Source organism: Oryzihumus leptocrescens (genome assembly GCF_006716205.1).
Taxonomy (GTDB): Bacteria; Actinomycetota; Actinomycetes; order Actinomycetales; family Dermatophilaceae; genus Oryzihumus; species Oryzihumus leptocrescens.
On record NZ_VFOQ01000001.1, the window covers coordinates 2,310,767 to 2,322,936 of the forward strand.

Consider the following 12,170-nt stretch of genomic DNA (forward strand, 5'->3'; position numbering starts at 1 on the left):
ACAAAGTCTTTGTTGTCTTCAGTTTGTGGTTTCCCGACCGTATCTCGGGAACCACACAGTGGACGCGTAGCATCTTTGTATCAAGTTATCGGCTTATTAGTACCGGTCAGCTCCACACATTGCTGTGCTTCCACATCCGGCCTATCAACCCAGTAGTCTAGCTGGGAGCCTCTCGGGCAAAGCCCATGGAAACCTCATCTTGAAGCGTGCTTCCCGCTTAGATGCTTTCAGCGGTTATCACTTCCGAACGTAGCTAATCAGCGGTGCCCTTGGCAGGACAACTGACACACCAGAGGTTCGTCCATCCCGGTCCTCTCGTACTAGGGACAGCTCTTCTCAAGTTTCCTACGCGCACAGCGGATAGGGACCGAACTGTCTCACGACGTTCTAAACCCAGCTCGCGTACCGCTTTAATGGGCGAACAGCCCAACCCTTGGGACCTACTCCAGCCCCAGGATGCGACGAGCCGACATCGAGGTGCCAAACCATGCCGTCGATATGGACTCTTGGGCAAGATCAGCCTGTTATCCCCGGGGTACCTTTTATCCGTTGAGCGACGGCGCTTCCACAAGCCACCGCCGGATCACTAGTCCCGACTTTCGTCCCTGCTCGACATGTCTGTCTCGCAGTCAAGCTCCCTTGTGCACTTACACTCGAAACCTGATTGCCAACCAGGCTGAGGGAACCTTTGGGCGCCTCCGTTACCTTTTAGGAGGCAACCGCCCCAGTTAAACTACCCACCAGGCACTGTCCCTGATCCGGATCACGGACCGAGGTTAGATATCCAGAACGACCAGAGTGGTATTTCAACGTTGACTCCACACACACTGGCGTGCATGCTTCACAGTCTCCCACCTATCCTACACAAGCCGTACCGAACACCAATACCAAGCTGTAGTAAAGGTCCCGGGGTCTTTCCGTCCTGCTGCGCGTAACGAGCATCTTTACTCGTAGTGCAATTTCGCCGAGTTCGTGGTTGAGACAGTGGAGAAGTCGTTACGCCATTCGTGCAGGTCGGAACTTACCCGACAAGGAATTTCGCTACCTTAGGATGGTTATAGTTACCACCGCCGTTTACTGGCGCTTAAGTTCTCAGCTTCGCCGTGAGGCTAACCGGTCCCCTTAACGTTCCAGCACCGGGCAGGCGTCAGTCCGTATACATCGTCTTGCGACTTCGCACGGACCTGTGTTTTTAGTAAACAGTCGCTTCTCCCTGGTCTCTGCGGCCGTTCACGCTCACCCAGCAAGTGGGGTCACGATCCGGGCCCCCCTTCTCCCGAAGTTACGGGGGCATTTTGCCGAGTTCCTTAACCACGATTCACTCGATCGCCTTGGTATTCTCTACCTAACCACCTGAGTCGGTTTGGGGTACGGGCGGCTCGAACCTCGCTAGAAGTTTTTCTTGGCAGCATAGGATCACCCTCTTCCCGCTAACGCGGTCACTATGGGGTCTCAGGCTACGTGAGAGGCGGATTTGCCTACCTCTCGCCCTACACCTTTAGACGTGGACAACCATCGCCACGCGGAGGCTACCTTCCTGCGTCACTCCATCGCTTACCTACTACATGCTCGGGTCACGGCCGCCACAAACCACCTAGCCCGAAGGCATCAGCAGCTTGCTTTGGGCGCTTAGCATCACATGGTTCGATATGGGCGGTTCTTCGCCGGTTCGGGAATATCAACCCGATGTCCATCGACTACGCCTGTCGGCCTCGCCTTAGGTCCCGACTTACCCAGGGCAGATTAGCTTGACCCTGGAACCCTTGGTTATTCGGCGGACGGGTTTCTCGCCCGTCATTCGCTACTCATGCCTGCATTCTCACTCGTGTAGCGTCCACGGCTGGATCACTCCGCCGCTTCACCCGCCACACGACGCTCCCCTACCCATCAACACGCTTGGACCAGACAAGTCTGGCCGGGCAAAGTGTCAATGCCACAGCTTCGGTGGTGTGCTTGAGCCCCGCTACATTGTCGGCGCGGAATCACTTGACCAGTGAGCTATTACGCACTCTTTAAAGGGTGGCTGCTTCTAAGCCAACCTCCTGGTTGTCACAGCAACTCCACATCCTTTCCCACTTAGCACACGCTTAGGGACCTTAGCTGGTGGTCTGGGCTGTTTCCCTCTCGACTACGGAGCTTATCCCCCGCAGTCTCACTGCCACGCTCTCACTTACCGGCATTCGGAGTTTGGCTGACGTCAGTAACCTGGTGAGGCCCATCAGCCATCCAGTAGCTCTACCTCCGGCAAGAAACACGTGACGCTGCACCTAAATGCATTTCGGGGAGAACCAGCTATCACGAAGTTTGATTGGCCTTTCACCCCTACCCACAGCTCATCCCCTCAGTTTTCAACCTAAGTGGGTTCGGTCCTCCACGCGGTCTTACCCGCGCTTCAACCTGGCCATGGGTAGATCACTTCGCTTCGGGTCTAGACCCCGCGACTAACAACGCCCTGTTCGGACTCGCTTTCGCTACGGCTTCCCCACACGGGTTAACCTCGCCACGGAGCACTAACTCGCAGGCTCATTCTTCAAAAGGCACGCCGTCACCCCACACGGAGGCTCCGACGGATTGTAAGCACACGGTTTCAGGATCTATTTCACTCCCCTCCCGGGGTACTTTTCACCTTTCCCTCACGGTACTTGTCCGCTATCGGTCACCAGGGAATATTTAGGCTTAGCGGGTGGTCCCGCCAGATTCACACGGGATTTCTCGGGCCCCGTGCTACTTGGGATACAACCCAGGAGTCCACACCATTTCGTCTACGGGGGTCGCACCCTCTGTGCCGGGCCATTCAAGACCCTTCGACTATGACGCAGATTTCTCACTCCTTCACAGGTCAGTAGCCCTGTGCGGGTCGTCCCACGACCCCGAACGTGCAACGCCTACCAGCTATCACACACGCCCGGTTTAGCCTCATCCGCTTTCGCTCGCCACTACTCACGGAATCGCGGTTGCTTTCTCTTCCTGTGGGTACTGAGATGTTTCACTTCCCCACGTTCCCTCCACGCACCCTATGTGTTCAGATGCGGGTGACTGGACTTGCCTCCAGCCGGGTTTCCCCATTCGGAAATCCTCGGATCACAGTCTGGTTATCGACTCCCCGAGGCTTATCGCAGATTCCTACGTCCTTCTTCGGTTCCTGGTGCCAAGGCATCCACCGTGTGCCCTTAAAAACTTGGCCACAAAGATGCTCGCGTCCACTGTGTAGTTCTCAACATACGGGCGGCACCCCACCAGCTCACCCGCCTACCACGACCCAAGGCCATGGCGGTTCGAGATGCAGTGAGGCCCAGAACCCGCCCCCACCCCAGCCAACAGCTGACGGTGAGGACCGATCCGAGAAGAACAGGCTCAACGCCCGACCCCTCAGGACCCAACAACGTGCCAGGCGCCACCCAGGCCGTGAAGCACTTTCCACTCCCCACCGCTCCCGAAGAAGAAGCTGAGGCTGTACTCGTGCGGCCACGACCGGCCGGCGCCAACTAATCGATGTTCCACCCTTGAGCAACCCCCTCGACGCGTTCGGTCGAGGCGGGCCACCTGGACACCACGATCCACCCACCACCAACCGGTGACGAGCGGGGTGCCAGTGCTCCTTAGAAAGGAGGTGATCCAGCCGCACCTTCCGGTACGGCTACCTTGTTACGACTTAGTCCCAATCGCCAGTCCCACCTTCGACAGCTCCCTCCCACAAGGGGTTGGGCCACCGGCTTCGGGTGTTACCGACTTTCGTGACTTGACGGGCGGTGTGTACAAGGCCCGGGAACGTATTCACCGCAGCGTTGCTGATCTGCGATTACTAGCGACTCCGACTTCATGGGGTCGAGTTGCAGACCCCAATCCGAACTGAGACCAGTTTTTTGGGATTCGCTCCACCTCGCGGTTTCGCAGCCCTTTGTACTGGCCATTGTAGCATGCGTGAAGCCCAAGACATAAGGGGCATGATGATTTGACGTCATCCCCACCTTCCTCCGAGTTGACCCCGGCAGTCTCCTATGAGTCCCCACCATCACGTGCTGGCAACATAGAACGAGGGTTGCGCTCGTTGCGGGACTTAACCCAACATCTCACGACACGAGCTGACGACAACCATGCACCACCTGTGTACCGACCTTGCGGGGCGCACATCTCTGCACGTTTCCGGTACATGTCAAGCCTTGGTAAGGTTCTTCGCGTTGCATCGAATTAATCCGCATGCTCCGCCGCTTGTGCGGGCCCCCGTCAATTCCTTTGAGTTTTAGCCTTGCGGCCGTACTCCCCAGGCGGGGAACTTAATGCGTTAGCTGCGGCACGGATCTCGTGGAATGAGACCCACACCTAGTTCCCAACGTTTACGGCATGGACTACCAGGGTATCTAATCCTGTTCGCTCCCCATGCTTTCGCTTCTCAGCGTCAGTTATGGCCCAGAGACCTGCCTTCGCCATCGGTGTTCCTCCTGATATCTGCGCATTTCACCGCTACACCAGGAATTCCAGTCTCCCCTACCACACTCTAGTCTGCCCGTACCCACTGCAAGTTCGGGGTTAAGCCCCGAAATTTCACAGCAGACGCGACAAACCGCCTACAAGCTCTTTACGCCCAATAATTCCGGACAACGCTCGCACCCTACGTATTACCGCGGCTGCTGGCACGTAGTTAGCCGGTGCTTCTTCTGTACCTACCGTCACTTGCGCTTCTTCGGTACTGAAAGAGGTTTACAACCCGAAGGCCTTCATCCCTCACGCGGCGTCGCTGCATCAGGCTTTCGCCCATTGTGCAATATTCCCCACTGCTGCCTCCCGTAGGAGTCTGGGCCGTGTCTCAGTCCCAGTGTGGCCGGTCGCCCTCTCAGGCCGGCTACCCGTCGTCGCCTTGGTGAGCCACTACCTCACCAACAAGCTGATAGGCCGCGAGTCCATCCCCCACCGAAAAACTTTCCACACAGTACAGATGCCTGTCTGTGTCATATCCGGTATTAGCCCCGGTTTCCCGGAGTTATCCCAGAGTGAGGGGCAGGTTACTCACGTGTTACTCACCCGTTCGCCACTGATCACCAGGAAGCAAGCTCCCCAGGTCACCGTTCGACTTGCATGTGTTAAGCACGCCGCCAGCGTTCGTCCTGAGCCAGGATCAAACTCTCCGTTGATGTTTGCCACCCACAGTCCCGAAAGACCGCGGGAAAACAGACCCCGAAGGGTTAAAAATCCGGCTGAAACAGAACCAAGCCCGCTGGACTTGAATTCAATCAACCAAAGGAAATTCGTCCGACACCCCAAGGGACGCCGGGACGAGGTAATTGGCATCGATTTTTGGCACGCTGTTGAGTTCTCAAGGACCGGACGCGCACCATCACCAGACACCCAAGCCTGGATCCGGGGCTACCGTTCGTTTGGTGTCGGCCTCCGCGCCCTGCGGCGTCCGGGCCAACTTCTCCACTGTATCAGGCTCTCGAGCCGATCCCGAACCCCGTTCCGGGCTCCGGGCAGCCCCGGCGAACCGGAGCCTTGCGGTGGAGTGTCATCCCCGGGACCGGCCTACTTCGCGCGGTGCTTGCGCTCCGCTGCGGTGGTGTCCGTTCCTCCCTGTCGGGCTGACGTCGAGAACTTTACGGGCCTCCTTGCCGGATCAACAAATCCGCTGGTCAACGCACTGACGCCCCCTCCGGAGGGTCCCGGAGGGGGCGTCAGCGTGCCGCGTCATCGGGCCGGCAGCGCCGGCGTCACGGAGGTCAGCTCGCGAGCCGAGCCGCGGCGAGGGACTTGCGGCCCCGGCGCAGCAGCGCGACCTGGCCGTGCAGGAAGTCGCCCTCCCCCAGCACCGCGTCCTCGTCGGTCACCTTGACGTTGTTGACCGAGGCACCGCCTTCGCCGATCACCCGGCGCGCGGCCTTGCGGCCGTCCACCAGGCCGGTCGCCACCAGGGCGTCGACCACGGAGTCACCCACCGCGACGGTGCCGCCGGGCAGCTCGGCCGTCGCGTCGGCCAGGGTCCGGGCGTCCAGGGCCGACAGGTCACCCTTGCCGAAGAGCGCCTCGCTGGCCGCCCTGACCGCGGCCGTCGCCTCGGCGCCGTGCACGAGCGTGGTCACGTCGGCGGCCAGCGCCTTCTGCGCCTCGCGGGCGAAGGGACGCTCGGCCACCGCCTTCTCCAGCTCGTCGATCTCCTCCCTGGTCCGGTCGGTGAACACCTTGAGCAACGTGATCACCGAGGCGTCCTCGACGTTGATCCAGTACTGGTAGAAGGCGTAGGGGCTGGTCATCTCCGGCGAGAGCCAGATCGCGTTGCCTGCGCTCTTGCCGAACTTCTCGCCGGAGCTGTCGGTCAGCAGCGGCGTCGTGAGCAGGTGGACGGACTTCCCCTCGACCCGGTGAATCAGGTCGGAGCCGGCGGTGAGGTTGCCCCACTGGTCGTTGCCACCGGTCTGGAGCGTGCAGCCGTAGTCCCGGAAGAGCTGGAGGTAGTCCAGCCCCTGGAGCAGCTGGTAGCTGAACTCGGTGTAGGAGATCCCCTCCTCCGACCTCAGCCGAGCCGAGATCGCTTCCTTCCTGACCATCTGGTTGACCCGGAAGTGCTTGCCGATGTCGCGCAGGAAGTCGAGCGCGGACAGGCCCTCGGTCCAGTCCAGGTTGTTGACGAAGACGGCCGGGTTGTCGCCCTCGGCATCGAGGAACGGCTGCACCTGGTGCTGGATGGTGGCCACCCACTGCGCGGTCTGCTCCTTGGTCTTGAGCACCCGCTCCGCTGTGGGCCGCGGGTCGCCGATGAGGCCGGTGGACCCGCCGACCAGGCAGATCACCCGGTGCCCGGCACGCTGGAGGTGGCGCAGCACGACCAGCTGCACCAGGTTGCCGAAGTGCAGCGAGGGCGCGGTCGGGTCGAACCCGCAATACGCCGTGATCGGCCCGTCGGCGAGTGCTTCGCGCAGCGAGGCCTCGTCGGTGGTCTGTGCCACCAACCCTCGCCACTGCAGCTCGTCGAGGATGTCGCTCACGGTGCTTCGTTCCCTTCTGTGGTCCGACCCGGCCGGACGCCGGTCAGGTCACAGCCTGCCCTACGACGCGTCGGGCCGGCGACGCGGTTTGCCCGGACGGTATGCCGAGACGCTCGCCTCCCCCTCCACCCAGAACCGCCAGGGGTATGCCGCGCCGTCGCCGCCGGCCCCGCTGACGCCCACCCGCGGCCCGGTCCGCACGCGGTGAACCTCCACCGCGCCGACCCGCGGACCGACGACCACCGGCGAGTCGGGGGCACACACGTCGAGGCCGTCCTGGTCGCCGGACAGCGCCAGCGTCGTGGCCAGCCGCGCCGGGCCGCGGGCCCAGTCCCGGCGGGCGATCCCGGCGCGCCGGTCGGCGGCCACGTCCTCACCGGCGACGACCTCGCCGGCCCGCAGCAGCACCGCGCTGGCGTGACCCTCGGGGCCGCAGACGAGGTTGGCGCACCAGTGCATGCCGTAGGTGAAGTAGACGTAGAGGCCACCGGGGTGGCCGAACATCACCTGCGTGCGCGGGGTGGGTCCCCGGAAGGCGTGCGAGCCGGGGTCCTGCTCCCCGGCATACGCCTCGACCTCGGTGAGCCGCACGGTGACGCCGGCGTGGGTGACGGTGCAGCCGAGCAGGTCGGGGGCCACCTCGAGCACGGGACGGTCGAAGAACTCCCGGCGCAGCCGCTCCCCCGCCGGCGCGCTCAGTCGCGCCGACGCCGGATCTTCGAACCGAGCCACACCAACGGATCGTACGAGTGGTCGACCACCCGCTCCTTGAGGGGGATCAGCGCGTTGTCGGTGATCTTGATGTGCTCGGGGCAGACCTCCGTGCAACACTTGGTGATGTTGCACAGGCCGAGTCCGTGCTCGTGCTGGGCCGCCTGGCGCCGGTCGGCCTGGTCGAGCGGGTGCATGTCGAGCTCGGCGATGCGCATGAGGAAGCGCGGCCCGGCATACGCCTGCTTGTTGTCCTCGTGGTCGCGGATCACGTGGCAGACGTCCTGGCACAGGAAGCACTCGATGCACTTGCGGAACTCCTGCGAGCGCTCGACGTCGACCTGCTGCATCCGGTAGTCGCCGGGCGCGAGGTCGGCCGGCGGCGCGAACGCCGGCACGGCGCGGGCCTTCTCGTAGTTGAAGGAGACGTCGGTGACCAGGTCACGGATCACCGGGAACGCGCGCAGCGGCGTGACCGTGACCGTCTCGCCCTCCTCGAAGGTGCTCATGCGGGTCATGCACATCAGCCGGGGCCGGCCGTTGATCTCCGCGCTGCACGAGCCGCACTTGCCCGCCTTGCAGTTCCAGCGGACGGCGAGGTCGGGGGCCTGGGTCGCCTGGAGCCGGTGGATGATGTCGAGGACCACCTCGCCCTCGTTGACCTCGACGGTGAAGTCGGCCAGGTCGCCGCCGTCGGCGTCACCCCGCCAGACGCGGAAACGCCCGTCGTAGCTCATGACTCGCTCCCCTGCTCGGGAGAGGGCGCCGGGGCGTCGAGCACCGCCAGCTCCTCCTCGGTGAGGTACTTGGCCAGCTCCTTGCGGTCGAACAGCTCCAGCAGGTCGCGCCGGATCGCCGGCACCGGCTGGTGCACGAGGTCGATCCCGCCGTCGACGCGCTGGCTGCACACGAGGTTGACCCCACGCCAGGCCGGGTCCATCGAGGGGTGGTCCTCGCGGGTGTGGCCGCCGCGGCTCTCGGTGCGCTCCAGTGCCGCGCGGGCGACGCACTCGCTCACCGCGAGCATGTTGCGCAGGTCGAGCGCCAGGTGCCAGCCCGGGTTGAACTGCCGGTGGCCCTCGACCCCCACGACCGAGGCCCGGCGGCGCAGCTCGGCCAGGCGCTCGAGCGCCTCGCGCATCTCACCCTCCCGGCGGATGATGCCGACCAGGTCGTTCATCGACTGCTGCAGCTCCTGGTGCAGCGTGTAGGGGTTCTCCCCGCCGTCGTTGCCGAACGGCGCCAGCGCCACCGTCGCGGCGGCGTCGAGGTCACCCTCGGAGACCGCGGGACGCTTGTCGCCCAACGACTCCAGGTATGCCGCGGCGCCGGCTCCTGCGCGCCGGCCGAAGACGAGCAGGTCGGACAGGGAGTTGCCGCCGAGGCGGTTCGAGCCGTGCATGCCTCCGGCCACCTCACCGGCCGCGAACAGGCCTGGGACGCGGGTGGCAGCGGTGTCGGCGTCGACCTCCACACCGCCCATGACGTAGTGGCAGGTCGGGCCGACCTCCATCGGCTCGGCCGTGATGTCGACGTCGGCGAGCTCCTTGAACTGGTGGTGCATCGAGGGCAGCCGCCGGATGATCTCCTCGGCGGGCAGGCGGGTCGACACGTCGAGGAAGACGCCGCCGTGCGGGGTGCCGCGGCCCTCCTTGACCTCGTTGTTGATCGCCCGCGCCACCTCGTCACGCGGCAGCAGCTCCGGCGGGCGCAGGTTGTTGTCGGGGTCCTTGTACCACCGGTCCGCCTCCTCCTCGGTGTCGGCGTACTGGCCGCGGAAGACGTCGGGCACGTAGTCGAACATGAACCGCTTGCCCTCGGAGTTGCGCAGCACGCCGCCGTCACCGCGCACCGACTCGGTGACAAGGATGCCCTTGACCGACGGCGGCCAGACCATGCCCGTGGGGTGGAACTGGACGAACTCCATGTTGATCAGCGTGGCGCCGGCACGCAGGGCCAGGGCGTGCCCGTCGCCGGTGTACTCCCAGGAGTTGCTGGTCACCTTGAAGGACTTGCCGATGCCGCCGGTCGCCAGGATCACCGTGGGCGTCTCGAACAGTACGAAGCGGCCGGACTCGCGCCAGTAGCCGAACGCGCCGGAGACCGCCTCGCCCTCGAGCAGCAGGTCGGTGACCGTCAGCTCCGCGAACACCTTCAGCCGTGCCTCGGCGTCGCCGGTCTCGCGCTCGTCCTCCTGCTGCAGCGAGACGATCTTCTGCTGCAGGGTGCGGATGAGCTCCAGGCCGGTGCGGTCGCCGACGTGGGCCAGGCGGGGGTACTCGTGGCCGCCGAAGTTGCGCTGGCTGATCCGGCCGTCGGCGGTGCGGTCGAACAGCGCGCCGTAGGTCTCCAGCTCCCACACCCGCTGCGGCGCCTCCCTGGCGTGCAGTTCGGCCATGCGGGGGTTGTTGAGGAACTTGCCGCCGCGCAGGGTGTCGCGGAAGTGCACCTGCCAGCTGTCGTTGCTGTTGACGTTGCCCATCGACGCGGCGATGCCGCCCTCGGCCATGACGGTGTGGGCCTTGCCGAACAACGACTTGCAGATGATCGCCGTGCGCAGGCCGTGCTCGCGCGCCTCGATGGCCGCGCGGAGCCCGGCGCCACCGGCACCGATCACCACGACGTCGTAGCTGTGGCGTTCCAGGTCCGTCACGTGCAGCCCCTCCGGTTGTGAGCGTGCGTCGGCGCGGTGGCCGGCGTCAGTTGATGAAGCGCAGGTCCGACAGCGAGCCCGAGGCGACCAGCGCGATGTAGGCGTCGGTCACCACCAGCGAGGCCAGCGTCGTCCAGGCCAGGCCCATGTGGTGGCGGTTGAGCCGCGACACCTGGCCCCACAGCCGGTAGCGCACCGGGTGCCTGCTGAAGTGGTTGAGGCGGCCGCCGATGATGCTGCGGCAGCTGTGGCAGGACAGCGTGTAGGCCCACAGCAGCACCACGTTGGCCAGCAGGATGACGTTGCCCAGGCCGAACCCGAACCCGCCGTCCTTGCCGTGGAAGGCCACCAGCGCGTCATACGTGTTGATCAGCGAGATGAGCACCGCGGCGTAGAAGAAGTAGCGGTGCAGGTTCTGACCGAGGAGCGGGAAGCGCGTCTCGCCGGTGTAGCGCCCGTGGGGCTCCGCGACGGCGCACGCCGGCGGCGAGAGCCAGAACGAGCGGTAGTAGGCCTTGCGGTAGTAGTAGCAGGTGAGCCGGAACAGCAGCAGGAACGGCAGCGTGAGGATCGCGTAGGGCACCAGCGGCGGGAAGTCACCGAAGGGCGTGCCGAAGTGGCTCGAGCCCGGCGCGCAGGAGGTCGACAGGCACGGCGAGGCGAACGGCGTGAGGTAGTGGTAGTCGGCCACCCAGTAGTTGACCTGGGACGCGGCGCGCACCGTGGCGTAGGCCAGCCAGGCCACGAGCCCGACGACGGTCAGGGTCGGCTGCACCCACCAGCGGTCGACGCGCAGCGTGCGCTGGTCGATCCGGGCCCGGCCCGGTGCGCCCACGCCGGGGCGCAGATCTGCCCCCGCCACGCCTCAGCGCCCCGGCCGGGGGCCGGCGGCCTCGTCGTCGGCCTCGGCCCACAGCGAGGGGTCGTACTCCTCGTCGGGGATGTAGATGATCTCCCCGGGCTGGCCCTGCGGGAGCCGCTCGTGGCTGGCCTGGGCGATGAGGTTGAGGTCGGCGATGACCCGTCCGACGTCGTCCTTGAGCCGGCGCACGTCGATCGTGTCGCCGAGCCGGCCGGCGAGGACCACCACCGACTCCCTCAGTGCCGCCGCGCGGTTGCCCGCCGCTGCCAGATCGTCGTGGACCGTCATGCGCACCTCTCCCTGAAGAGGGCCCGCTGTGTCGCGGGTCACAGGACCGCAGTCTGTCGCGCCGTCAGGCGCAGGTAAAGCAACTCCGGGTAAAGGGTGTGTCCGGGCGCCGCCCGCGTGGCCGGAGACAGGACCTTGGGCACCCTCGGCAGCCGTCCGCGCACGCCACGCTCACGAAGGCAGGCGGGTGGACAGGAGGGGGTGGGCGTGGCCAGGGTCGAGGGAGAGACGGTCATCCGGCGTCCGGTGGACGAGGTGTTCGACTACGTCGCGGACGAACGCCACGAACCGGCATGCAACCCGCGGATGGTGCGGTCGCGGAAGGTGACCGACGGCGCGGTCGGGGTGGGGACGCGGTTCGAGGCCCACATGGCCACGCGGCCGCGACCGATGCGGATGGTCACCGAGCTCACCGGCTTCGAACGGCCGCACCGGCTGGAGCTGAGGACGACGTCGGCCTTCGCCGAGGTCCGCGGGGCGATGACGTTCGTCGCGGTCGACGGCGGGACGCGCCTGCGCTGGTCCTGGGAGCTGCGCCCGCACGGCGCGCTGAGGCTGGCAGGGCCGGTGCTCGGCTGGGTCGGCCGCCGGCAGGAGGCGGCCACCTGGGCGGCGCTCAAGGAGCTCCTGGAGTCAGGGGCGCCCTCACAGCCCGCACCACCCTGACCGGATGCACGAAAAC

The 12,170-nt window shown here is 65.0% G+C and carries 7 protein-coding genes and 2 rRNA genes; 1 reads left to right on the top strand and 8 read right to left on the bottom strand.

Annotated elements, in window-relative coordinates:
• Nucleotides 1-76: 76 nt before the first annotated feature.
• From FB474_RS10895 to FB474_RS10930, 8 genes are all read right to left on the bottom strand, one after another.
• Nucleotides 77-3,184, bottom strand: a 23S ribosomal RNA gene (locus tag FB474_RS10895).
• 419 nt (nt 3,185-3,603) lie between these two features.
• Nucleotides 3,604-5,129: ribosomal RNA gene (locus tag FB474_RS10900) — 16S ribosomal RNA — on the bottom strand.
• The 16S and 23S rRNA genes sit together here, the layout of an rRNA operon.
• A gap of 582 nt (nt 5,130-5,711) precedes the next feature.
• Entirely contained in the window at nt 5,712-6,974 is a 1,263-nt protein-coding gene (gene tyrS / locus FB474_RS10905; RefSeq protein WP_141788659.1) for a tyrosine--tRNA ligase, read from the bottom strand.
• Between the two features lie 60 nt (nt 6,975-7,034).
• On the bottom strand, nt 7,035-7,706 hold the full coding sequence (locus tag FB474_RS10910; protein ID WP_246092139.1) for a DNA-3-methyladenine glycosylase: 672 nt from the start codon (nt 7,704-7,706) through the stop codon (nt 7,035-7,037).
• On the bottom strand, nt 7,670-8,422 hold the full coding sequence (locus FB474_RS10915; protein ID WP_141788660.1) for a succinate dehydrogenase/fumarate reductase iron-sulfur subunit: 753 nt from the start codon (nt 8,420-8,422) through the stop codon (nt 7,670-7,672). The genes FB474_RS10910 and FB474_RS10915 overlap by 37 nt, the downstream gene beginning before the upstream one ends.
• On the bottom strand, nt 8,419-10,338 hold the full coding sequence (locus FB474_RS10920; RefSeq protein ID WP_141788661.1) for a fumarate reductase/succinate dehydrogenase flavoprotein subunit: 1,920 nt from the start codon (nt 10,336-10,338) through the stop codon (nt 8,419-8,421). The genes FB474_RS10915 and FB474_RS10920 overlap by 4 nt, the downstream gene beginning before the upstream one ends.
• Nucleotides 10,339-10,384: 46 nt before the next feature.
• Nucleotides 10,385-11,200, bottom strand: coding sequence for a hypothetical protein (locus tag FB474_RS10925; RefSeq protein WP_141788662.1), 816 nt, complete (start codon nt 11,198-11,200; stop codon nt 10,385-10,387).
• Between the two features lie 3 nt (nt 11,201-11,203).
• Nucleotides 11,204-11,488: a hypothetical protein gene (locus FB474_RS10930; protein WP_141788663.1), complete on the bottom strand. Its 285-nt coding sequence runs from the start codon at nt 11,486-11,488 to the stop codon at nt 11,204-11,206.
• Between the two features lie 207 nt (nt 11,489-11,695).
• Between FB474_RS10930 and FB474_RS10935 the strand changes: the two genes are divergently transcribed.
• Nucleotides 11,696-12,154, top strand: coding sequence for an SRPBCC family protein (locus FB474_RS10935; RefSeq protein WP_141788664.1), 459 nt, complete (start codon nt 11,696-11,698; stop codon nt 12,152-12,154).
• Nucleotides 12,155-12,170 lie beyond the last annotated feature (16 nt).